General features: G+C 69.1%; 18 protein-coding genes, 1 pseudogene and 1 riboswitch. Of the genes and pseudogenes, 5 read left to right on the forward strand and 14 right to left on the reverse strand.

Annotated elements, in window-relative coordinates; genetic code table 11:
* Window positions 1-62: 62 nt before the first annotated feature.
* The 8 genes and pseudogenes from ACZ5BU_RS13490 to ACZ5BU_RS13525 all read right to left on the reverse strand — a co-directional run bounded on the left by ACZ5BU_RS13490 (window position 63) and on the right by ACZ5BU_RS13525 (window position 8,418).
* Complete coding sequence (locus ACZ5BU_RS13490; protein ID WP_465698572.1) at window positions 63-392, reverse strand: hypothetical protein; 330 nt, start codon at window positions 390-392, stop codon at window positions 63-65.
* Window positions 393-440: 48 nt separating this feature from the next.
* Window positions 441-1,064: a CDP-diacylglycerol--glycerol-3-phosphate 3-phosphatidyltransferase gene (gene pgsA, locus ACZ5BU_RS13495; RefSeq protein ID WP_465698574.1), complete on the reverse strand. Its 624-nt coding sequence runs from the start codon at window positions 1,062-1,064 to the stop codon at window positions 441-443.
* The gene (locus tag ACZ5BU_RS13500) at window positions 1,061-2,884 is read right to left on the reverse strand and encodes a MiaB/RimO family radical SAM methylthiotransferase (RefSeq protein ID WP_465698576.1); all 1,824 of its coding nucleotides are present in this window, start codon (window positions 2,882-2,884) and stop codon (window positions 1,061-1,063) included. The genes pgsA and ACZ5BU_RS13500 overlap by 4 nt, the downstream gene beginning before the upstream one ends.
* A gap of 98 nt (window positions 2,885-2,982) precedes the next feature.
* Complete coding sequence (locus tag ACZ5BU_RS13505) at window positions 2,983-3,744, reverse strand: RodZ domain-containing protein (protein ID WP_465698578.1); 762 nt, start codon at window positions 3,742-3,744, stop codon at window positions 2,983-2,985.
* A gap of 129 nt (window positions 3,745-3,873) precedes the next feature.
* Window positions 3,874-4,440 carry a hypothetical protein gene (locus ACZ5BU_RS13510; protein WP_465698580.1) on the reverse strand — a complete coding sequence of 189 codons (567 nt, stop codon included), beginning with the start codon at window positions 4,438-4,440 and terminating at the stop codon, window positions 3,874-3,876.
* Between the two features lie 4 nt (window positions 4,441-4,444).
* Entirely contained in the window at window positions 4,445-7,057 is a 2,613-nt protein-coding gene (locus ACZ5BU_RS13515; RefSeq protein ID WP_465698582.1) for an FtsK/SpoIIIE family DNA translocase, read from the reverse strand.
* 51 nt (window positions 7,058-7,108) lie between these two features.
* Window positions 7,109-7,876 (reverse strand): annotated as a pseudogene (locus tag ACZ5BU_RS13520) (DUF4184 family protein).
* Between the two features lie 2 nt (window positions 7,877-7,878).
* Window positions 7,879-8,418: a DinB family protein gene (locus tag ACZ5BU_RS13525; protein WP_465698584.1), complete on the reverse strand. Its 540-nt coding sequence runs from the start codon at window positions 8,416-8,418 to the stop codon at window positions 7,879-7,881.
* Window positions 8,419-8,582: 164 nt separating this feature from the next.
* A riboswitch (SAM riboswitch) is annotated at window positions 8,583-8,696 on the forward strand.
* A gap of 16 nt (window positions 8,697-8,712) precedes the next feature.
* Between ACZ5BU_RS13525 and ACZ5BU_RS13530 the strand changes: the two genes are divergently transcribed.
* Window positions 8,713-10,077: an aminotransferase class V-fold PLP-dependent enzyme gene (locus ACZ5BU_RS13530; RefSeq protein WP_465698585.1), complete on the forward strand. Its 1,365-nt coding sequence runs from the start codon at window positions 8,713-8,715 to the stop codon at window positions 10,075-10,077.
* A gap of 13 nt (window positions 10,078-10,090) precedes the next feature.
* Here ACZ5BU_RS13530 and ACZ5BU_RS13535 read toward each other — a convergent pair whose 3' ends face one another.
* A complete protein-coding gene (locus ACZ5BU_RS13535) occupies window positions 10,091-12,139 on the reverse strand; it encodes a prolyl oligopeptidase family serine peptidase (RefSeq protein ID WP_465698587.1) in 2,049 nt (682 codons plus the stop codon).
* Between the two features lie 121 nt (window positions 12,140-12,260).
* The gene (locus ACZ5BU_RS13540; RefSeq protein ID WP_465698589.1) at window positions 12,261-13,784 is read right to left on the reverse strand and encodes an alkaline phosphatase D family protein; all 1,524 of its coding nucleotides are present in this window, start codon (window positions 13,782-13,784) and stop codon (window positions 12,261-12,263) included.
* Window positions 13,785-13,980: 196 nt separating this feature from the next.
* Here ACZ5BU_RS13540 and ACZ5BU_RS13545 point away from each other — a divergent pair, with 196 nt between their 5' ends.
* From ACZ5BU_RS13545 to ACZ5BU_RS13555, 3 genes are all read left to right on the forward strand, one after another.
* Window positions 13,981-15,060: a fatty acid desaturase family protein gene (locus ACZ5BU_RS13545; protein ID WP_465698591.1), complete on the forward strand. Its 1,080-nt coding sequence runs from the start codon at window positions 13,981-13,983 to the stop codon at window positions 15,058-15,060.
* A 75-nt stretch (window positions 15,061-15,135) separates the two neighbouring features.
* The gene (locus tag ACZ5BU_RS13550; RefSeq protein WP_465698593.1) at window positions 15,136-16,182 is read left to right on the forward strand and encodes a fatty acid desaturase family protein; all 1,047 of its coding nucleotides are present in this window, start codon (window positions 15,136-15,138) and stop codon (window positions 16,180-16,182) included.
* 21 nt (window positions 16,183-16,203) lie between these two features.
* Entirely contained in the window at window positions 16,204-17,055 is an 852-nt protein-coding gene (locus ACZ5BU_RS13555) for a hypothetical protein (protein WP_465698595.1), read from the forward strand.
* Here ACZ5BU_RS13555 and ACZ5BU_RS13560 read toward each other — a convergent pair.
* From ACZ5BU_RS13560 to ACZ5BU_RS13575, 4 genes are all read right to left on the reverse strand, one after another.
* Window positions 17,009-18,040 (reverse strand): LacI family DNA-binding transcriptional regulator, encoded by a 1,032-nt coding sequence (locus ACZ5BU_RS13560; RefSeq protein WP_465698596.1) that lies wholly within the window; start codon window positions 18,038-18,040, stop codon window positions 17,009-17,011. The two genes, ACZ5BU_RS13555 and ACZ5BU_RS13560, sit on opposite strands and share 47 nt — an antisense overlap.
* Before the next feature lie 33 nt (window positions 18,041-18,073).
* Window positions 18,074-19,768, reverse strand: a complete 1,695-nt coding sequence (locus ACZ5BU_RS13565; protein WP_465698598.1) for a ribonuclease J — start codon at window positions 19,766-19,768, stop codon at window positions 18,074-18,076.
* Complete coding sequence (dapA, locus tag ACZ5BU_RS13570; RefSeq protein WP_465698600.1) at window positions 19,765-20,691, reverse strand: 4-hydroxy-tetrahydrodipicolinate synthase; 927 nt, start codon at window positions 20,689-20,691, stop codon at window positions 19,765-19,767. Before dapA ends, ACZ5BU_RS13565 begins: the two co-directional genes overlap by 4 nt.
* Before the next feature lie 216 nt (window positions 20,692-20,907).
* Entirely contained in the window at window positions 20,908-21,753 is an 846-nt protein-coding gene (locus ACZ5BU_RS13575) for a metal-dependent hydrolase (RefSeq protein ID WP_465698602.1), read from the reverse strand.
* 87 nt (window positions 21,754-21,840) lie between these two features.
* Between ACZ5BU_RS13575 and argG the strand changes: the two genes are divergently transcribed.
* Window positions 21,841-23,274: an argininosuccinate synthase gene (argG, locus tag ACZ5BU_RS13580; protein ID WP_465698604.1), complete on the forward strand. Its 1,434-nt coding sequence runs from the start codon at window positions 21,841-21,843 to the stop codon at window positions 23,272-23,274.
* Window positions 23,275-23,385 lie beyond the last annotated feature (111 nt).

Here is a 23,385-nt window from a genome sequence, read left to right on the forward strand (position 1 = left end):
GGAGCTGGCTGACACGCACGGCGACGGGCTGCGCGGCTGCTCGCCGTACCGGACGGTGCCGGTCAGTAGCCGGCAGACACGGTGCGGTCGGCGAGACGTTCGAGATCGGCGATGAGTTGCTCGGCGTCGTGCGGTTCGAGGCAGTCGGAGGCCGCCGCGGCATCGCTGATGGCCTCGAGACGGTTCCGGGCCTCGCGGCCGAGAGCGGTGAAGCTTTGCTGGGAACGCGAAAAGTGGTGGCGCGGGCGGTCGCTCGCGCGGGTGTACCGGCGATTCGGGGAAGGCGAGGGCGCGAAGCTTTCGCCGGTGTACGGGCGCGTCGCGGTTGCGTTGAGTGAGTCAGCCAAGGCGCTGCAGGTCATCGAGTCCGGTCCGGCTCTGACGTCCCGCAACGCTGATCCCCCGGTAGCTCTGGGCTCCTGGCGCGCGGCTGAGCGCGTTTACGGGAGGGGGCGTTTGGCGGCGGCTCGGAGGTGGAGGGCTCGGGACAGGTAGTCGACGCCGGTGACGACTGTTACCAGGACTGCGGCGGCCATAATTGCTACGGCAGGCCAGTGGACTACGGCGAGGTGTTGCCATGGGAGTAGGTAGAGGCCCAGGGCGATGGCCTGAAGGACGGTTTTGAGTTTGCCGCCTCGGCTGGCGGGCATGACGCCGTGGCGGATCACCCAGAAGCGGAGCGCGGTGACACCCCATTCGCGGACCATCACCAGGATCGTGACCCACCACGGGAGTTCGCCCAGGTAGGAGAGGCCCAGGAAGGCGGCTCCTGTGAGGGCTTTGTCGGCGATCGGGTCGGCGATCTTGCCGAAGTTGGTGACCAGGTTCCAGCGACGGGCGATATCACCGTCGAATCGGTCCGTGACGATCGCGACCACGAACGCCCCGGTCGCGAGGAGACGGTCGCCGGTGGCGTGACCACCGTCGCGGAGCAGGAGCCAGACGAAGAGCGGGACCAGAACCAACCGCAGGACGGTGAGCGCGTTCGGCAGGTTCCAGGCGCTGGGCGCGTGGAGTTGTCCGCCTGCTGCGCGCGGCGCCGGGTTGGTCGGCGGGTTGGTCACGCGGTCAGATTAGCTGCCGGGCGGGTGTCTGGCGTGTCCACGAGTGCCGCGAACTCGGCGATCAGGTCGACACCGTCGCTCGCCACCACCTTCGCGGACACCAGATCGCCTACCCGGATCCCCTCCGGAAGTCCCGTCACCGTCGTCGTACCGTCCACCTCGGGACCCTGGTGCGCCGCCCGCCCCTCGGCCGTCAGCCCAGCGGACGTCGGCGCGGCGGAAGTCGTCGCGGCGTCTATGGGGTCGGCGGGGGGTTCGATGGTTTCCACCAGGACCTCGATGAGTTCGCCGATTCGGGATTCGGCCCGGGCCGAGGTGAGGTCCTCGGCCAGGCGGGTTACCCGGTCGAGGCGGGCGGCGATGGTGTCTTCGTCGAGTTTGCCGTCGTACGTTTCGGCTTCGGTGCCGTCCTCGTCGGAGTAGCCGAAGACGCCGATCGCGTCCAGGCCGGCGCGGCTGAGGAAGTCGCAGAGGATCTCGACGTCCTCCTCGGTCTCACCGGGGAAGCCGACGATGACGTTGCTGCGGATGCCGGCGGTCGGGGCGGCGGCGCGGACCTGGGCGATGAGCTCCAGGAAGCGTTCGGAGTCGCCGAAGCGGCGCATGCGGCGCAGTAGCGGACCGGAGGCGTGCTGGAAGGAGAGGTCGAAGTACGGGACCACGCCGGGAGTGGAGGTCATCGCGGCGATCAGCGTCGGGCGCATCTCGGCGGGTTGCAGGTAGGAGACCCGTACGCGGGTGATGCCGGGCACCTGGGCGATCTCGCCGACGAGGGTTTCGAGGAGGCGGAGGTCGCCCAGGTCCTTGCCGTACGAGGTGGAGTTCTCGGAGACGAGGAACAGCTCGCGTACGTCGTTCTCGGCCAGCCACTCGGCTTCGCGGAGTACTTCGGCGGGGCGGCGGGACATGAACGCGCCGCGGAACATCGGGATCGCGCAGAACGCGCAACGGCGGTCGCAGCCGGAGGCGAGTTTGAGCGGGGCCATCGGGCCGCCGTCGAGGCGCCGGCGCATCACCCGCGGTCCGCTGGCGGGAGCGGTCGCGAGGTCGGGCGCGTCGATCTTCAGCTCTTCCGGAGCGCCGGTGACGAACCGCCCCTTCAACCCGCTCGCCGCCGCACTACCCACAGGCCGCAGCGCCTCCGGAATGTGCTCCCCAATCCCAGCACCCCCGGTTGCCACAGCGCCGGGCGTTGCGGCGGGGCCGGTCGTCCCGGTGGCGGTACCCGCGGCGGTGGCGCCGGTGGCGGTATCTGTCGAGGTTGCGGAGGTGCCCGTGACGGTGGTGGCGCTATCTGCGGAGGTGGCGGCGCTACCGATGGTGCCGGTGGTGGGGGTTGTGGGGGTGTCGCCGTGGCCGGGGAGGGAGATGGCGGGGGCTGTGTGCCGGTCGGCGGGGGCCAGGGGGAGGAGTTTGCGGCGGTCTCGGGGGGTGTGGGGGTGGTGTTTGTTGCCGGCGAGGATCGCTCGTAGGCGGTCCGAGATGTCGGTGTAGTCGTCGAAGCTGAGGACTGCGTCGGTCTCGGGGAGGGCTTCGGCGAGTTGTTCGCCGTAGCGTTCGGCCAGGCAGCCGACTGCGACTACGGCTTGGGTGCGGCCTGAGTCCTTGTAGTCGGCGGCGGCCAGGAGGGTGTCGACCGAGTCCTTCTTGGCGGCTTCGACGAAGCCGCAGGTGTTCACCACCACTGTGTCTGCCTCGGCGGCGTCGTCGACGAGGCGGAAGCCGCCGGCTTCCAGGCGGCCGGCGAGTTCTTCGGAGTCGACATCGTTGCGGGCACAGCCCAGCGTGACCAGGGCGACGGTGGTGGGTGGCGTGTTCATCCCCACGAGTATGACGCGCCGTACACGTCGGCACCTAACTCAGTACGTCACACACCCGCAGCCCACGAAGCGCTCACACAGGACGCTGGAGGGTGGGTTCAGGAGTTGGGGGTGGTTTTGGTGAGGGTGCCGTTGGGGTGGGCGGTGAACTTGGTGAGGGTAGTGGGGATTCGTTTGCCGTTCAGGACGACGATCAGGTTGTTGGGGTTGGCGACCTGGACGCGGATGTCGCCGGCGCTGGTGACGGACTGGGCGATGCCGGGGCTGAGGCGGCCCTGGAAGAGCTTGCGGTTGGTGCGGTCGCGGACCGTCAGGTAGGTGCCGTCGTTCTTCGCCGTCATGGTCAGCTCGGCCTTGAGGACCGGCGGCTTGGCTGACGGCTTCTTGGTGGGCTTGGCGGTCGGCTGCGGCGCCGGCTTCGGGGTCGGCGTCGTCACCGTGGCGGTGGTGGTCGTGGTTTTCGACGCGTTCGCCTCGATGTCGCTGGGGAGCGTGAACAGGCGGACCATCCCCCAGCCCATCAGGCTGACCAGGATCGCGCCGACGACGACGGCCCAGCGGGGACGGGCCGGGTTGAGCTTGGGTTTCCGGATCGCGGCGCGTTCCTCGCGGCGGGACTTCTCCTCCTCGGCGGCGTGTTCGGCGTCGAAGGTGGCGAGCAACGGAGCAGGGTCGGCCTTGACCACGCGGGCGATCGAGCGGATGTGGCCGCGGGCGTAGAAGTTCCCGCCGCAGCGGGAGAAGTCGTCGGCCTCCATGGCGATCAGCAGCCCGGTTCTGATCCTGGTCGCGGCGCTCAGCTGCTCGATCGTCATGTCGGCCCGTTCACGGGCCGCCCTGAGATCGCTGCCGATGCTCACGTCCCACCGTCCTCTCCTGGTCGTCCGAGCTGCAGGTCATCGGTCATCGGACCGCCGACACCATGTCCCTGAGGGTCCATCAGGGGTCCAACAGGTCAACGGTCTCGGTACGGCGGGGTCACGCGCGGGTCAGAGTTGCTCTCTGACCGGGCACCGGGCATCCGCGAGCATGTGCAGCGCCTGGACCACTTCCCCGTTCGACGGCCGGGCCGTCAACCCGAACGGTATCGCGAGTGAGGACCCAGTCAGTCGGCGGTTCGCGTCGGTCGTCTTGCGGGCCGAACTCGGCATCGCACCGAGGATCGGCCCGGGGTCCTGCAGATGTACGGCGATCCGCCCGTCGTCGAGCGGGTGCCGGCGCTGCAGGACCGTCACCTCTTCGATGTCCTCCCACCGGGTACCCACCCACTCGTCCCCGATGCGCAGCCGGATGCCGACCTGGTCGGCGACCAGCATGTCCCCCACGGTCAGCGCCCGCGCGCAGACCACCGCGAGGACCGCGAACGCGGCCGCCACGATCCAGCGCAGGATCCCGGCCGGGCTGGTGGATCCCGACGCGGCGAAGCCGATCGCGACCAGCGCCGCGCCGACGGCCAGCCCGCCGTGCACCTTCTGGGACGCGCGCACGGTGAATGGCAGCGGCTCGGGATCCAGGTCGAATCGGTCCTGCCTGGGCAGTGCGCTCGCGGCGGTCACGGTCTCACTCTCCTCGGAGGGTGCTGATGAAGTCCTCTAGATCGTCGGGTTTGACCAGGACGTCCCGGGCCTTCGAACCTTCGCTGGGACCGACGACGCCGCGGCTCTCCAGGATGTCCATCAGCCGACCGGCCTTGGCGAAACCGACGCGGAGCTTACGCTGCAACATCGACGTCGAGCCGAACTGGGTGGAAACGATCAGTTCGGCAGCCTGCACCACCAGGTCGAGGTCGTCGCCGATCTCGTCGTCGAGATCCTTGCTCGGGCCGGCCGCGACCGTGACGTCCTCGCGGTACGTCGGCTCGAGCTGCGTCTTGCAGTGCTCGACCACTCCGCGGATCTCGGATTCGGTGACCCAGGCCCCCTGGATCCGCATCGGCTTGCTCGCGCCCATCGGCAGGAACAGGCCGTCACCCTGACCGACCAGCTTCTCCGCGCCGGGCTGGTCGAGGATGACCCGGCTGTCAGCGAGCGACGAGGTCGCGAACGCGAGCCGGGACGGGACGTTCGCCTTGATCAGACCGGTGACGACGTCCACCGACGGCCGCTGGGTGGCGAGCACCAGGTGGATGCCGGCGGCCCGCGCGAGCTGGGTGATCCGGACGATCGAGTCCTCGACGTCGCGCGGTGCGACCATCATCAGGTCGGCGAGCTCGTCGACAATCACCAGCAGGTACGGGTACGGCGTGAGCACGCGCTCCGACCCCGGCGGCGGCTTCACCTTGCCGCCGCGCACCGCCTTGTTGAAGTCGTCGACGTGCCGGAACCCGAACGCCGCGAGGTCGTCGTACCGCATGTCCATCTCGCGGACGACCCACTGCAGCGCCTCGGCGGCCTTCTTGGCGTTGGTGATGATCGGCGTGATCAGGTGCGGGATGCCCTCGTAGTTGTTCAGCTCGACCCGCTTCGGGTCGACCAGGATCATCCGTACCTCGTCGGGCGTGGCGCGCATCAGGATCGAGGTGATCAGCGAGTTGACGAACGACGACTTGCCGGAACCGGTCGCGCCGGCGACCAGCAGGTGCGGCATCTTCGCCATGTTCGCGACCACGAAGCCGCCCTCGACGTCCTTGCCCAGGCCGGCCACCATCGGGTGGTGGTCGTTGCGGGCAGTCGCCGAGCGGATCACGTCGCCGAGGCTGACGATCTCCTTGTCGGTGTTCGGGATCTCGATACCGATCGCGGACTTGCCCGGGATCGGCGACAGGATGCGTACGTCGGCCGACGCCACCGCGTAGGCGATGTTCTTGGACAGCGCGGTGACCTTCTCGACCTTCACCGCGGAGCCGAGCTCGACCTCGTACCGGGTGACTGTCGGGCCACGCGTGTAGCCGGTGACCTGGGCGTCGATGCCGAACTGGTCGAACACCTCGGTCAGCCGGTCGACGACCTGGTCGGACGCCTTGGTACGGGCCTTGTGCACCGAGCCGGGCTTCAGCATCTGCCCGTCGGGCAGCGTGTACGTGATGTCGCCGGACAGGCTCAGCTGTTCGACGCGCTGCGGCAGCGGGGTGTGCGGCGGCGGTTCCGGCGGCGCGGACGGCTTCTCGGGCGCGGCGGCCGGGGCCTCGAAGGACGGCTCGAAGGGGGCGTCGGTGGCGCCGTCGACGTCGTACGGCTCCTCGTCGGCAGCCTTGGACTTGGTCTTGCGGCCACGCTTGGGCGCTGCCTCGAGGACGGGCGAGTCGTACGGCTTGACGGTCGGGTCGTTGTCGTCCTCGAGCTCGGCCTTCGCGCGGCGCTGCTTGCGGGTGAGGCGGACCGTGTCGTCGGTCGGCGCGCCCTGGACAGACGGCGCGTCCGCCGGCAGCTCGGTGCGGCCCATCAGTACGTCGAAGGCGGCGCGGAAGCGCAGCGGGATCGCGTACACCGGCGTACCCGTGATCACCAGGGCGCCGAAGATCGACAGCAGCACCAGCAGCGGGGCGGCGACGTACTGCGTGAGCAGGTCGGAGAGGAACGAGGAGATGAAGTACCCGATGGCGCCGCCGGCGTCGCGGAGCGGGCCGTCGGCCGGGTTGTTCGGCCGGGGCAGGCCGTTGGCGATGTGGATCAGGCCGAGGACGCCGAGGCAGACCGCGGTCCACCCGATCACCTGACGACCGGCGGGACCGTTGCGGTCCGGGTGCCGCAGGGTGCGGACCGCGATCACCACGAGCATCAGCGGCAGCGCCCAACCGAGCATGCCGATGCTGCCGCCCACCACTGTCCGTACGGCGTTGCCGACCGAGCCGGGCAGGTCCCACCAGATCGCGGCGGCCACCACGACGGCCAGGCCGATCAGGAACAGGCCGGCGCCGTCACGGCGGTGTTCCGGCTCCAGGTCGCGGGCGCTGTGGCCGATCCCCCGCACCATGCTGCCGAGCAGATGGGCGATGCCGATCCAGACCTTCACGACCCCGCGGCCGAGCGCGAGCATGGCGGCCGCGAACGGTCCTGGTCCGCTGTTCTTGGGCGTGCTGGTCCGCGCCGCGGATGATCCGCCGCGCTTGGAGCTCTGCCCACGCTTCTGGGCGCCTGACGGACGGGAGCGTCCACCAGCAGCCGAACGGGCCGTGCTCGGCCGTTTGGCTGCCGACTTCTGCGCCCGCGCCGGGGAAGACGTGCGGGTCGCCATGTTGATCAGGCTACCCCGATTACCCCACGAGTCCCACGTGTCACACGCCGATCACACCGGCTCATCCGTAGCATCACGGCCAGGACGCAGCCGCCCCAGGTGCCACAGCACGACGTACCAGCCGAGTGCCGCCAGGCCGCCGGAGACGAGCCCGGACAGGGCGAGCCGTACGGCGGGCTCGCCGCCGAGGCCTCCGTCCGCCCGGCTGAGCTCAACGACTGCACCTACTACGGCGAAGAGCACGAGCACGCTCAGCACGAGATACCGCACCCAGCCAGGGGCCGCGTCACGTTGGGTGATGACAGGAGGCGTACGGCGGTACCAGCGGTACAGCCAGACCGCCAGGATCAAGCAGCCGCCGACTGTGCTGACGTACTGGAGGATGCGGTTCACGCTGGCGAGCGCCGCGAACTCGCGGACGAAGTAGCCGTCGCCGTGGGTGAACGAGTCCCACACCACGTGGGTCAACGAGCCAACGACAGCCGACACAACCAGCTAGACGACGTTGGGAAAGCCCTGGGGAGCAGGCAGGCGCGCTGCGAGACCAGGAGGCGCAAGAGCGACCAGTGGCCGCTTCAGGAGCACGTTGAACACGGCAACGAGTAGCAAAGCCAGCAACGGGTCCAGCCAGAACGCAGACGTGAACTTGTGCGTCAGCGTCAACGTGAAGTTGCCGTTGATGTACTTCGTGGCGATCCGGTAGAGCACGTCGACGTACAGCAGGTCAGGTGCCACCGCACCGGCCACCAGCGCCGATACAACGAACGGCCGCCGGACCAGCGGCAGCACGGCCGCCGGATGGGCGAGTGTGAAAGGCACGGTCAGGCCCCTGTAACGCCGTCCAGCTGCTCGCGGAGCAGGTCTGCGTGGCCACAGTGCCGTCCGTACTCGCCGATGAGGTGGATGTAGATCATCCGCAGCGTCGACTCGGTACCACCGAAGGTGAACCGGTCGTCCAGCGAGTGCCCGGCGGCCGCGTCGTCGGACAGCTTCCACTCGGCGATCAGACCGTCGTACGCCGGCTGCGCGTCGGCCGGGTCGATCAACTCGAAGTCGGCGTCCTTCCCGAGCTCGGGCGCGAACAGCGGCTCAGCGGCCTCGGCAGGGTCGGCGGCGAAGTGGATGCGGAACCAGATCCGCTCGACCTTGGTCAGGTGGCGGATCAGGCCGAGCAGTGAGAGGTTCGACGGCGGCGAGGGGCGCGCGGCCAGCTGTTCCGCGGTCAGGCCGGCGCACTTGTACAGCAGCGTGGTCCGGTAGAAGTCGAGATATCCCTGCAGCAGTTCACGTTCGGGGGCGGTCAGCGAACCGTCGGGCCGCTCGACATCGGGGGCGGTCCACACCGCAGCGTTCGTCGTCACGGGCTTATCCAACACCAGCCGCGAGTCAGCACGGGCCACTCGCGCGGATCCGGGTCCGACCGACCCGACTCCAGAATGTTGCTGTCTCACCCCTTGTGCGGTGGTCTCAGATCGTGGGATTCGCACTGGCGTGAGCCGTGGCCCGTTCGTTACCGTTCTCGGCAGGTCATGAGTGTCAGCGACAAGCCCCGGCTCGCTGGCCGGCAACCCTCCTCCGCGGTGGGGTGCCCCGGGTGAAGACCAGGCCGTGCGGATACCCCGTTCGGCAAGCGCGGACTTCCTGGGAGCAGCACCATGTCGATTCTCTCCATCCTCGAACCGGCCAGCGCGACGGCTCAGCGGCCGACAGTGACCCGCCAGGTGACCGGAAACATCCCCACCACCGTCGGCTCGGACCTGCTGGTCCCGCTCGCCGACGGCCGCGTCACCGACTACGCGAACTTCGACCACGGTGCGAGCGCCCCGTGTCTGGAGTCCGTCCGGGCCAGCGTCGAGGCCGCGCTCCCGTCGTACGCCTCGGTGCACCGCGGCAACGGGTACGCGTCCCGGATCACCACCCAGTGGTATGAGCGGGCCCGCGCCGAGGTGCACGCGTTCGTCGGTGCGCGCGACGACGACCAGGTGATCTTCACCCGGCAGACCACCGACGCGCTGAACCTGCTGGCGCACGCGGTACCGGCGGACGCGACCGTGATCGTGTTCGAGTCCGAGCACCACGCCGCGCTGCTCCCCTGGGCGGCCGAGCGGACCGTCCGGCTCAAGGCGCCGGCCAGCCCGGCCGAGGCCGTCACGAACGTCGCCGACGCGCTCCGGCAGGCGCCTGAAGGCCCGCGCCTGGTCGTCGTCACCGGCGCGTCGAACGTGACCGGTGAGATCTTCCCGATCGCGGAGATCGCCAACGTGGCCAAGGCGCACGGCGCGCGGGTCTGCCTGGACGCCGCGCAGCTCGCACCGCACCGCCCGGTCGACATCGCCTCCCTGGACGTCGACTGGGTCGCTCTGTCCGGTCACAAGCTCTACGCGCCGTACGGCGCCGGCGCCCTGATCGGCCGCTCCGACTGGCTCGACGCCGCCGACCCGTACCTGTACGGCGGCGGCGCGACCCACGCGGTCACGAGCGACACCGTGGTGTGGACAACCGGCCCGGCGCGGCACGAGGGCGGCTCCCCCAACGTCATCGGCGCCATCGCGCTGGCAAGCGCCTGCGCCGCGATCACCAGGCACCGCGACGCGATCGAGCAGCACGAGCGCAGCCTGCTGGCCCGCCTGCGCACCGGCCTCGCCCAGATCGACGGCGTCACGACGTACTCGATCTTCGGCGCGGACGCGGACCGGGTCGGCACGGTCTGCTTCACGATCGAGGGCCTGACCTCGACACTCGTGTCCGCCGCACTGAGCGCGGAGTACGGCATCGGCGTCCGGGACGGCAAGTTCTGCGCCCACCCGCTGGTCGGCCACCTGCTCGCCGGCTCCCCCGAGCACGGTACGGCGGTGCGCGCCAGCCTCGGCCTCGGTACGACCCGTGAGCACGTAGACCGGCTCGTCAACGCCGTACGCACGCTGGCCACCACCGGCCCGCGGACGGAGTACGCGGAGACCGCGCACGGCTGTCAGCCGTCCGACGATCCCCGCGACCTCCACGCTCCGCGCATCTGGTAGAGCAGCAGCCCTCCTACTGCTCGGGAGGTACGAGACCTACGTGGTGAGCAGCGAACGCCAGTAGGTCGGCCCACTCCGACGCGATCATCGCGGCAGGTTTGCCGAAGCCATGGCCGGTGTTGACCTCCACCCGGGTCAAGACGGGCTGCGGACCGGACTGGGCGTGCTGCAGCGCAGCGATGAACTTGTGGCTGTGCAGCGGAACCACGCGGTCGTCGTGATCACCTGTGACCACCAGAGTCGCCGGGTACGCCGTGCCGTCGCTGACTCGATGTAGTGGCGAGTAGGCCAGCAGGTCCTCGAACTGATCCGGGTCGTCGGGCAGGCCGTAGTCGGACGCCCACGCAGCTCCCACGGTGAACAGATGGAACCGCAGCATGTCCAGCACGCCCACACCGGGCAGTGCGACCGCGAACAGATCCGGACGCTGCGTCATCACCGCACCAACCAGCAGACCGCCGTTGCTGCGGCCGTGGATCGCCAGCTGTGCCGGTGTCGTCACACCGGTGTCCCGCAGGTGCTCTGCGACCGCGATGAAGTCGTCGAAGACGTTCTGCTTGTTCTTGAGCCGCCCTGCGTCGTGCCACTCGGCCCCGTACTCCCCGCCACCACGGAGGTTCGTGATGACCAGCACTCCCCCGGCAGCGAGCCACGCCGGCCAGCCGGGCCGGTAGTCGGCCTGGATCGGGATGCGGAAGCCGCCGTACCCCCACATGAGAGTCGGGCGCGGTGTGTCGAACCCCAAGTCGGCCCGGGTGACCAAGAAGTACGGCACTGGACCCTGCACGCGGGTAATGGTCACTGACGGTGGGGTGAAGCCGCCCGAGCCGCGGACAAGTTCCGGCAGCGCGCGTACGTCGCCTGACCCGGTGGATACGACATACGACAGCGTGGGGTCCGTCGTGGTCGACAGACCGATGAAGAGCTCGTCGTACTTCGGTCCCGCGTTGAAGCCGACCACACCGCCACCAGGTACGTCGACAACGCGTCCGCCGGACCCGTCCAACGCGTAGAGCGTAAGAACGGACTGGGCGTCCACCAGCGTCACTGTGGCGAGGCCGTCCGCCGTAGCGCGCACGGCCTGCAGGGTGGACTCCCCCTCCGGGATGAGGTCCGTGAACGAGCCCTCGAAGTCCGACAGCACCACGCGGCCGCGGGGCGCGTCACGGTCGGTCCGCAGTACGAGCTGGTCGCCGGACATCCGTACGAACGCGATCTCGTCCGCGAACTCGTCGACGACCTTCACCGGTTCGCCAATGCCGTCGCTGGTGATCGGGTACGCCCAGAGCCGCGTGCTGCGATCAGTGCCCTCGGTGATGTGTACAACGAGGTACCGGTCGTCGTCAGAAACCTCAGGGGCGATGAAGAACTGGTCCTTGCCCGGGAAGCTCAGCACGAGCTCGTCCTCGGACTGCGGTGTGCCGACGCGGTGCAGCATCAGCCGCCCACCGGTCAAGGAGGTGGTCGCCGTACCCTCGGCGCGCCCGCTGGCCGGGTAGTGCAGGTACAAGTACGCCGAGCTGTCCGGGAGCCACGTCGCCTCACTGAACTTGGCCTCCGACACCAGGTCGTCGACCGGAGTACCAGTGGCGATGTCGAGCAGCCGGAACGTCGTCCAGTCGCTGCCGCTCTCGTTGATGCCGTACGCGAAGTACTTCCCGTCCGGGCTGACCGTGAACGTCCCGAGCGAGTCCGTACCGTCCTCGGACAGCGTGTTCGGGTCGATCAGCACCCGGCCGCCGGACAGCAGCTCGTCGAGCGACTCGGCCACGTAGATCACGTCCTGCGCGCGGGTGCCGTCGTTGCGGCCGACGAAGTACCAGCCCGCCTTCTTCTCGGGTACGCCGGCGCGTGGGCGGGCCAGGATCGCGGACATCGTCTTCTGGAACCACTCACGCTCCGGGTAGCCCGACAGCTCGGCCTCGGTGAACGCGTTCTGCCGGTCGACCCAGTCCTGGGTGTCGGCGGAGTCAGGGTCTTCCAGCCAGCGGTACGGGTCGGCGATCTGGCGGCCGTGCAAGGTCTCGACCACGTCGTCGCGGCGGCTCTCCGGGTAGGTCATGCCGACAAACTTATGCAATCGCCGGTCACACTGCGACCGCGATTGCACGTCGTCCGCACCGGCTCCGGTGGGCGGCATCCCGCACAGGCGCCGGAGCCGGTGAGGTCGACGGACCCGGCTGTTACCGGGTCGGGGTGAGGTCCTTCGTCCAGAGCACCTCGCCGAACAGGTTCCGCAGCGACACCGTGAACACCCCGGTCCGCGGGTCGATCCAGGTGTGCCCGAAGAACTGGTTGCCGGCCGCCGGCGACTGGCTCGGGAAGTCGGCCGCCTTCGACCACACGACCTCCGGACCGAAGGTGCTGTCCAGCACGTTCGGACCGAACGTACCGGCGTTGATCGGACCGGCGACGATCTCCCAGAACGGGTCGAAGTCGGTGTATGCGGCCCGCGCCGGGTCGTAGTGGTGCGCGGCCGCGTAGTGCACGTCGGCGGTCAGCCAGATCGCGTTCCGCACCTTGTGCTTCTTGAACTGGCTGAGCACCCACGCGATCTCGTGCTCGCGACCACCCGGCGCGCCCGGCAGACCGTTCGCGACCGCCTCGACCAGGTTGCCGTCCGGTACCAGCAGGCCGAGCGGCATGTCGCTGGCGATCACCTTCCAGGTCGCCCGCGACGCGGCCGCCTCACGAACCAGCCAGGCGGCCTGTTCGGCGCCGAGCATCGCGACCGGCCCGGCCGTCGACGGCGCGGGGTTCGCGCCGCGGTACGTGCGCATGTCCAGGCAGAACACGTCGAGCAGTGGCCCGTAGCTCACCTTGCGGTAGATGCGGTCGCGGTCCCCGAGGTGCTCCATCGGCAGGTACTCCAGGAACGCCTTCTTCGCCCGCGCCGCGAGTACGTCGACGCGCCGCTCGACGTACCGTGCGTCGTCGAGGATCTGGCCCGGGTACCAGTTGTTGTGCGTCTCGTGGTCGTCCCACTGCGCGACCAGGGGTACGTCGGCGTACAGCGCCCTGACGTTCTCGTCGAGCAGGTTGTACTTGTACCGGCCGCGGTACTCGGCCAGCGTCTCGGCGACCTTCGAGACCTCCTCGGTCACGACGTTCTTCCAAACGGTGCCGTCGGCAACCTTCAGCTCGGCCTGGATCGGGCCGTCGGCGTAGATGTTGTCGCCGGAGTGCAGGAAGAAGTCCGGCCGGGTGTCGTGCATCGCCTTGTACGCGATCATCCCGCCGAGGTCCGGGTTGATGCCGTACCCCTGGCCCGCGGTGTCGCCGGTGAACACGAACGACACCTCGCGGTTGCGGCCCGGGGTGTGGAACGAGCCGTCCAGCGTCTCGCCGATCCGGCCTCCTCCGTCCTCGAAGCCGAGCCGGTAGTCGTAGCGCTGCCCCGGGCGCAGACCGCGCAGCGGCAGCCGTGCGGTGAAGTCGTCGCCGGCGTCCGTCTTCGGGCCGCGCAGGCTGATCGCCCGGTCGAAGCGGCCGTGGCTGGTCAGCTGTACGACGAGCCGTCCGGGCCGGTCGGCGCGCGCCCAGACGACGGCCGAGTTCGGCGTCACGTCGGCGCTCGCGATCCCCGACGGCAGCGCGACGCGATCACTGCGGACAAGGTTCGGAACAGCAGACGCCACACCCGGCACGGCGAGAGACGCACCGGCAGCAGTGGTGGCGGCAAGGAGTTGGCGGCGACTCAGTTTCATGACCCGAAGGTGCTCCCCGCTGATGGCGGTCAGGTGAAGGCCCGGCGAACTGGGCGCCAAATCACCCGCGGCCCGGACGCGAACTTGTGTACGGCCACTCGACGTGGTTCCGTTGAGCCACAGCACCTTCTCGTGACGCTGCCCTGGACCTGGTAGCGCATCGGCCGATGCACTACTTGGAACCGGGGCCCTTCTCATGTCACAACTGCTTGCCGAAGACCACGACCCGTTGCGAGCTCAACAGAAGTACACGAACCTGTACACCGACCTGCTCCGCACCGTCCGCGAGCTCGGACTGCTCCGCCGGCGCCGCGGTTACTACTTCGTTCGGATCGGCCTCGTGGTGGCCGCGTTCGCCGGGGTCTGGGTCGGATTCGGCTTGCTGGGCAACTCGTGGCTGCAACTGTTGATGGCAGGTGCGCTGGCGCTCGTGCTCACCCAGGTCGCGTTCCTGAGCCATGACAGTGCGCATCGGCAGATCTTCGACTCCGCCCGCTGGAACGACTGGACCGCGCGGCTGCTCGCCGGCGGGCTGGTCGGCATGAGCGCGAGCTGGTGGCGGTCGAAACACAGCCGGCATCACCAGGCGCCGAACCAGCTCACGAAGGACCCGGACATCGACATCGGCGTCATCGCGTTCCACCCGGAGCACGCGGCCCGGCGTACCGGCGTGCTGGCCTGGCTGACTCGTCGCCAGGGCTGGCTGTTCTTCCCGCTGCTCACCCTCGAAGGCCTCAGCCTCTACGTCGCCAGCGTGCAGCACCTGCTCCGCCGCTCGGCCACCAAGGTCGAACGGATCGAGGCCGCGATCGTGGTCACCCGGCTGGCCGGCTACCTGACCGTGCTGTTACTGCTGTTGCCGATCGGTAAGGCAGGGGCGTTCCTCGGGCTGCAGCTCGCGATCTTCGGCATCTGCCTCGGCGGTTCCTTCGCGCCGAACCACAAGGGCATGCCACTCGTCCCGAGGACGATGAAGCTCGACTTCCTGCGCCGTCAGGTGCTGATGTCGCGCAACATCCGCGGCGGCGTGTTCACCGACTTCGCGATGGGCAGCCTGAACTACCAGATCGAGCACCACCTGTTCCCGAACATGCCGAGCCCGACCCTGCGACGGGTCCAGCCGATCGTCCGGGAGTACTGCGAGCTGCACGGCGTCAAGTACACCGAGATGGGCCTGTTCTCGTCGTACCGGATCGTCGTCGGCTACCTGAACAACGTCGGCCTGCGGGCGCGCGACCCGTTCGACTGCCCGATCGTCGCGCAGTACCGGAATTAGACCTTTGCCGAGCCGACCTCGCCCCGCCATCTGGCCGCACACCAGGCTTCATGCCGCGTCTTCACCCTGGCCGACATGAGCGCACAGCAGCAGTACGCGAGCACGTACACGGAGCTCCTCCGGACCGTGCGCGAACTCGGTCTGTTCCGGCGCCGCCAGGGTTACTACCTCACCCGCATCGGCGTCGTCGGCTTCGCCCTGCTCGCGGTTGTCACCGGCGTGCTGCTGCTCGGCAACTCCTGGCACCAGCTGTGGCTCGCCGCCGCGCTGGCGCTCGTGCTGGTGCAGGTCGCGTTCCTGAGTCACGACAGTGCACACCGGCAGATCTTCGACTCGAACGCCCGCAACGACTGGACCGCGCGGATCCTGGCCGGTTGCGTGCTCGGGATGAGCGTCAGCTGGTGGCGCAGCAAGCACAACAAGCATCACGCGGCGCCGAACCAGGCCGACCGCGATCCCGACGTACAGCTCAAGGTGCTCGCGTTCACCCCGCAGGCGCTCGCCGGTCGCGGGCAGCTCGGCCGCTGGTTCGCCGCGCGGCAGGGCTGGCTGTTCTTCCCGCTGCTCACGCTCGAGGGCGTCGGGCTGCACGCGTCCAGCCTCAAGCATCTCCTCCGCCGGGACGCGAGCCGCGCCGACCGCATCGACGCCGCGATCGTCCTGGCCCGGATCACGACGTACGTCGCCGCGCTCTACCTGCTGCTCCCGGTCGGGAAGGCGACTGCGTTCCTCGGCCTGCAGCTCGCGATCTTCGGCGTGTGCCTCGGCGCGGCGTTCGCCCCGAACCACAAGGGCATGCCGATCGTCGCGGCCGGTACGAAACTCGACTTCCTCCGGCGCCAGGTGCTGATGTCGCGGAACATCCGCGGTGGCGTCCTCACCGACCTCGCGATGGGCGGGCTCAACTACCAGATCGAGCACCATCTGTTCCCGAGCATGCCGCGGCCGACGCTGCGGCAGGTGCAGCCGATCGTCCGGGAGTACTGCGAACTGCACGGCATCCCGTACACCGAGGTCGGCCTGTTCGCGTCGTACCGGATCGTCGTCGAACACCTCAACGACGTGGGTCTCGGCGCCCGCGACCCGTTCCAGTGCCCGCTGTTGTCCCAGTACCGCCTCTGACCTTGTCCTAAGGTGGCCGTCATGTGGTGGGGTCTGGCGGGCGCGTTGGCGGCAGCTGTCGCGTACGGTCTGGCGTCCGTCCTGCAGGCATCGGCTGCTGGAGGCTCTGGCGACACGAGCGCGCACGACGTTGTGCTCAAGCCGCGCTTCGTGCTGGGGATGGGATTGGATACCGTCGGCTTCGGCGTGCAGGTCGCCGCGCTGCAGGTGCTTCCGTTGTTCGTGGTGCAGTCCGCGCTGGCTGCCAGCTTGGCCGTTACTGCGGTGGCGGCGCGAGTCCTTGGTGTTCGCCTCGGTAGACGCGAATGGCTCGCGGTCGGCACCGTCTGTCTCGGGCTCGGCCTGCTGGGCGTGTCGGCCGGGACCGAGGGCAACCCGGCGGCCGGGCACGGCTTCCGCCTGGCGCTGGGTGTCGCGGTGGTACTGCTGGCTCTCGCCCGGTTGTCGATCCGGCTGCTGCCGCGTCGGCTGCACGGTCCGTTGCTGGGCCTGATCGCCGGCCTGGGGTTCGGGGTGGTCGCGGTCTCGGCGCGGATCATTCCCAGCCTGCGACCGGCTGATCTGATCACGGAACCCGCCGCCTACACCGCGGTCGCGAGCGGCGCCCTGGCGATGCTGTGCTACGCGGCGGCCCTGCAGCGCGGAGGCGTCACGACAGCTACCGCGATGCTGGTCGTCGGAGAAACTGTCTTTCCCGCCCTCGTCGGGCTCCTGTTGCTGGGCGATCGCGCGCGACCGGGCTACAGCGCGGTGGCCGGTTGCGGATTCGTGCTCGCCGTCGCTGCCGCGTTGGTGCTGGCTCGGTTCGGTGAGCCCGGGCACGTGGTCAGCGCGGAGGCGGGATCTCCCCCGAGCCGCGGATCGTCAGTTTGACCGGGACCCGGACCGTACGGCCGGGGCGGTGCGGTTCCGGGAGCCGCTCGGTCATCAGCTGGATCGCGGTCCGGGCCATCACGTCGGCCGACTGCGCGACCGCGGTCAGCCCCGGGCTCAACAGGTCGCCCAGGGCGAGGTCGTCGAAGGACACCAAGGCGACCCGGTCCCGCCGGCCCGCGAGGCCACGCAGCACCTCGGCGGTCGTCATGTTGTTTGCCGACAGCAACGCCGTCGCGGGCTCGGCGCGGTCGAGGACGGCCGAGAGCGTGATGCCGATGCCCTCGGTGGTCGGCTCGGACAGGTGCACGAGATCCTCGTCGACAGCGATCCCGTGCCGGGCCATCGCCGCCCGGTAGGCGACCACGCGCTCGCGGGCCGTGAAGATCCGCTCGTCGTCGCCGAGGTAAGCGATCCGGCGGTGACCCTGCCGGACCAGGTGGTCGATCGCCTGGTCGATCCCGCCCGCGTTGTCCGCGAGTACGGCGTCCGCCTCGATCCCGTGCGCCGGCCGGTCGATCGTGACGACCGCCATGCCGGCGTCGACGTGCGGGGCCAGGTAGTCCTGGGTCTCGCCGATCGGCGCCATGATCAGCGCATCGGGGCGGCGGGCAACGAACTCCAGGCAGACGTCCCGCTCGCGCTCGGGGTCCTCGTCGGTCAGCCCGATCATCACCACCGAGCCGGACGACCGCGCCCACAGCTCGACCGCGCGGCCGAGCGAGGCAAAGAACGGGTCGCCGATGTCGCGGATCACCACCGCGATCGTGCCGGTCCGGCCGCGGCGCAGCATCCGGGCCGACTCGTTCGGGGTGTAGTTCAGCTCCTTGATCGCCGCCTGCACCTTGGCGGTCAGCTCGGGGCTGACGTTCGGTTCCTCGTTCACCACCCGGGACACGGTCTTCAACGCGACCCCGGCCCGGGCAGCGACCTCCTTCATCGTGGGCCGGCGCTGGCCCGTCCCGTTCACCCCGCTGACACTCATCGCCGGCCCATCCCTTCGCTCGCGCTGAGGGTACTAGCTTTCGACGACGACCGGAATGATCATCGGGCGGCGGCGGTGGGTGTCGCTGACCCACTTGCCGACCACCCGGCGGATCACCTGCTGCAGCTGGTACATGTCGTCGAGGCCGCTGCCGATCGCCTTCTCGATCTCGGCCTCGATCCGCGGCTTCAGGTCGTCGAACACGGTGTCGTCCTCGGCGAACCCGCGGGCCTGGATCTCCGGGCCGGCGGTCAGCTTGCCGGTCACCGAGTCCATCACCGCGATCACCGAGATGAAGCCCTCGTCGCCGAGGATCCGGCGGTCCTTCAGCGAGGTCTCGGTGATGTCGCCGACGGTCGAGCCGTCCACGAACACGTACCCGCAATCGACCTTGCCGGCCACCACGGCCCTGCGGTCGATCAGGTCCACCACCACGCCGTCCTCGACCACGACCACGTTCTCCCGCGGTACGCCGGTCTGGATCGCCAGGTCCGCGTTCGCGTGCAGGTGCCGGATCTCGCCGTGCACCGGCATCACGTTGCGCGGCTTGACGATGTTGTAGCAGTACAGCAGCTCGCCCGCGCTCGCGTGCCCGGACACGTGCACCAGCGCGTTGCCCTTGTGGATCACGTTCGCGCCGTGCCGGATCAGGCCGTTGATCACCCGGTACACCGAGTTCTCGTTACCGGGGATCAGCGACGAGGCCAGTACGACGGTGTCGCCGGGCTGCAGGTGGACGACGTTGTGGTCGTTGGCGGCGATCCGGGACAGCGCCGACATCGGCTCGCCCTGCGAACCGGTCGAGACCAGCACCACCTGCTCCGGCGGGTAGTTGTCCAGGTCGCGCATGTCGATCAGCGTGTCGCCCGGCACGTTCAGGAAGCCGAGGTCGCGGGCCACGCCCATGTTGCGGACCATCGAGCGGCCGACGTACGCCACCTTGCGGCGGTGCTTGACCGCGGCGTCCATCACCTGCTGGACGCGGTGCACGTGCGAGGCGAAGCAGGCCACGATGATGCGCTGGTTCTTCGCCTTGGTGAACACCCGGTCCAGCACCGGCGCGATGTCGCGCTCGTGGGTGGTGAAGCCGGGCACCTCGGAGTTCGTCGAGTCGACCATGAACAGGTCGACACCCTCCGCACCGAGCCGGGCGAACGCGCGCAGGTCGGTGATCCGGTTGTCCAGCGGCAGCTGGTCCATCTTGAAGTCGCCGGTGTGCAGTACGACACCGGCCGGCGTCTTGATCGCGACCGCGAGCGCGTCCGGGATCGAGTGGTTGACCGCGACGAACTCGCAGACGAACGGGCCGATCTGGAGCTTCTCGCCCTCGACCACGGTCTGCTGCGGCACGTTGCGGTGCCGGTGTTCCTTCAGCTTGCCCTCGAGCAGCGCGAGCGTGAGCTGCGACCCGATCACCGGGATGTCGCCCCGCTCACGCAGCAGGTAGGGCAACCCGCCGATGTGGTCCTCGTGGCCGTGCGTCAGGACGACCGCGACCACGTCGTCGAGGCGGTCCCGGATCGGCTCGAAGTCCGGCAGGATCAGGTCCACGCCGGGCTGGTTCTCGTCCGGGAAGAGTACGCCGCAGTCGACGATCAGCAGCTTGCCGTCGTACTCGAACACGGTCATATTGCGGCCGACCTCGCCGAGGCCGCCGAGCGGGATGACCCGCAAAGCGCCCGGAGCCAGCGGTCCGGGCGCGTCGAGATCTGGATGGGGATGGCTCATGCAATCAGTCCTGCCTGTTTGAGGTCGGTGGTGAGCCAGTCCACTTGCTCCGCCGTCGCCTCGACCAGCGGCAACCTGAGGGCCGCGTGCTCGATGACGCCGGCCAGCTTCAGCGCGGCCTTCACCATGATGGCGCCCTGGGTCCTGGTCATGATCGTCTCGACGGCGGGCACCAGCCGTCGATCAATTTCCTGTGCGGTGGCAAGGTCGCCGGCCACCACGGCGTCGATCAGCTGCCGGTACTCCCGGCTCGCGACATGGGCTACCACGCTCGCGATGCCGACCGCGCCGATCGCCAGGGAGGCGAGGTTCAGCTCGTCCGCACCGCAGTAGTAGAACAGATCGGTGTTCGCGAGCACCTTGGTGGTCCCGGCCAGGTCGCCCTTGGCGTCCTTCACCGCGACGATCCGCGGGTGCGCGGCGAGCGCGATCAGCGTGTCGGTCTTGATCTCCACCCCGGCGCGGCCGGGGATGTCGTACAGCATGTTCGGCAGGCCGGTGGCGTCGGCGACCGCGGTGAAGTGCGCGCGCAGCCCGTCCTGCGGAGGCTTGTTGTAGTACGGCGTGACGACCAGCAGGCCGTCCGCACCGGCGGCCTCGGCCTGCTTGGCGCACTCGATCGTGTGCGCGGTGTCGTTGGTACCGACCCCGGCGACGATCTTCGCCCGGTCGCCGACGGCCTCGCGGACCGCCTGGATGACCTGGACCTTCTCCTGGTCCGAGGTGGTCGGCGCCTCGCCGGTGGTCCCGTTCAGCACCAGGGCTTCGTTACCGCCGTCGACGAGGTACGTCGCGACCTTCTGGGCGGCATCCAGGTCGAGAGAACCGTCGGGCCGGAACGGGGTGATCATCGCGGTCGTCAGACGGCCGAAGGGCAGCGCCGTCGACGAGGTCTGCGAGGGCGTGGATGCTGGCGAGGACATGTGCCTCAGATTACCGCTCCTGGCCCCTCAAGAAATGGGTAGGCCTGGTGGCTGTCCGCTCGGGGGTCCGGGCAGCCACCAGGCTCACTCGTCCTATCGGGCCACACCGTGGAGTCGTTACAGCTTCCGCCAAAAAAGTCCGGAAAAACTTCTGCGGATACTTTCCGTGAGTTGGACATCGCGTTCTGTAGCATTTCCTGGGCTTTGATTTCGTCTTCAGGACCGGCCGGCGAGCCAGATGCTCGTCGCGTCGAACAGGTGCTGGACGAGGTGCCAGGCGCCGGGGAGGAGCAGTACGCCGCCGATCGTGAGTGCGGGGACGATGATCGCGTGTTCGAACCAGTGACCGGTGCTGAAGCGGAACGGCTTCGGGAGGCGGAGTTCGTACCAGGTCTCGCCGCGGATCGGGAGCGGCCAGAGCCACGGGCAACCGGACCGGGTGAGGCTGTCGCCGAGGCAGTGGACGAACATGCCGACGGCCACTGCGGCACCGATCCAGCCGCCGATCTGGCTCAGACCGGTCTGCAGTGCATCGGCTGCCGCAGTGCCCGGCAGGACGGTGCCGGCGTCTGTGGCACTGAGGACCGACCAGCCTGCCGCCGCGAGCACGGCGACCACAATCCAGTCACCTAGTGCGTCGGCCGCGAGCACGAGTCCGGTCACAGCTACTGCAAGTACGGCCCATTTGCCGCGGTCGCCGAGGGTTGCGGCGAGGAAGCCGAGGAGTACGGCGGCGACCAGGGTGTGCGTGGCATGGCGGTGCTTGCCAGTGCCCTCCTCGTCGCGCGGGCCCTTCGTCAGGTTGTAGAGCACGCCGGAGAACGCTCGTACGGCTCCTGAGACGAGCCTCGTGATCGGGCCCAGTAGGCGTGAGGCGCTGGCGCCTGGGTGGTCGAGGTCGGGCAGCAAGGCGTACCCAGCCGTCGCCGCCGCGAACGGCACCACCTGCGCCACCGTGGTCAGCCCGACCAGCGGAGCCACCGCCAACCCGGCACACCACCCCGACAAGGCATGCGACCGCCCCATCATCCTGCGCCTCACTCCCCTCCAGTCGACACCCATCCTCCCCCACCGGCCCCACCAACCTCCCCAGCCACGCAGGAGACAGCCCGCTTTGCATAATCATTCAGGGGGGTGCATACTCTTCCTGTGTCTAAGGTGCTTACTTCTTTGCCGGTTGGTGAGCGGGTCGGGATCGCGTTCTCTGGGGGTCTCGACACGTCGGTCGCGGTTGCGTGGATGCGGGACAAGGGGGCGGTGCCGTGTACGTACACCGCGGATATCGGGCAGTACGACGAGCCCGACATCGCCTCGGTGCCCGAGCGCGCGAAGGCGTACGGCGCGGAGATCACCCGGCTGGTGGACTGCCGCGCGGCGCTGGTCGAGGAAGGGCTCGCGGCGCTCGCCTGCGGCGCGTTCCACATCCGCTCCGGCGGACGGACGTACTTCAACACCACCCCGATCGGCCGGGCGGTGACCGGCACGCTGCTGGTCAAGGCGATGCTCGACGACGACGTCCAGATCTGGGGCGACGGGTCGACCTTCAAGGGCAACGACATCGAGCGCTTCTACCGGTACGGCCTGCTCGCGAACCCGCAGCTGCGGATCTACAAGCCGTGGCTGGACGCGCGGTTCGTCCACGAACTCGGCGGCCGTAAGGAGATGTCGGAGTGGCTGGTCGCGCACGGCCTGCCGTACCGGGACAGCACCGAGAAGGCGTACTCGACCGACGCCAACATCTGGGGTGCGACACACGAGGCGAAGACGCTCGAGCACCTCGACACCGGGCTGGAGACGGTCGAGCCGATCATGGGTGTCGCGCACTGGGACCCGGCCGTCGAGATCCCGGCCGAGGACGTGACGATCGGGTTCGTCCAGGGGCGGCCGGTGACGATCAACGGCAAGGAGTTCGGTACGGCGGTCGACCTGGTGCTGGAGGCCAACGCGATCGGCGGCCGGCACGGGCTCGGGATGTCCGACCAGATCGAGAACCGGGTCATCGAGGCGAAGTCGCGGGGCATCTACGAGGCACCGGGGATGGCGCTGCTGCACGCGGCGTACGAGCGGCTGGTGAACGCGATCCACAACGAGGACACGCTCGCGAGCTACCACAACGAGGGGCGCAAGCTCGGCCGGCTGATGTACGAAGGTCGTTGGCTCGACCCACAGTCGCTGATGCTCCGGGAGTCGCTGCAGCGGTGGGTCGGTACGGCGGTCACCGGCGAGGTCACGCTCCGGCTGCGGCGCGGTGAGGACTACTCGATCCTCGACACCACGGGTCCGGCGCTGAGCTACCACCCGGACAAGCTGTCGATGGAGCGGATCGAGGACTCCGCCTTCGGCCCGGTCGACCGGATCGGCCAGCTGACGATGCGGAACCTCGACATCGCCGACTCCCGCGCGAAGCTGGAGCAGTACGCGGGCCTGGGCATGTTCGGCTCCGCCAACGCCGCCCTCGGCTCCTCCACCGACCTCATCGGCGAACTCCCCAAGGGCGGCGCCGAAGCCATCGCCTCCCGCGGCGAAGCCCCCGAAGAGGAAGCCCTCCTCGACCGGGCCGCGATGGAGTCCGGCACCGACTGATCGCTACTTCTGTGCCGGCCGCTGCGCGGTCGGCACGAAAGCCGCGCGGCGTGCGCGGGAGAAACGCGCCGGTGTGCGGGATGCTTCCGCGGTTGGCAGGAGGTGCTGGCC

This window comes from Kribbella sp. NPDC031520 (genome assembly GCF_055580825.1).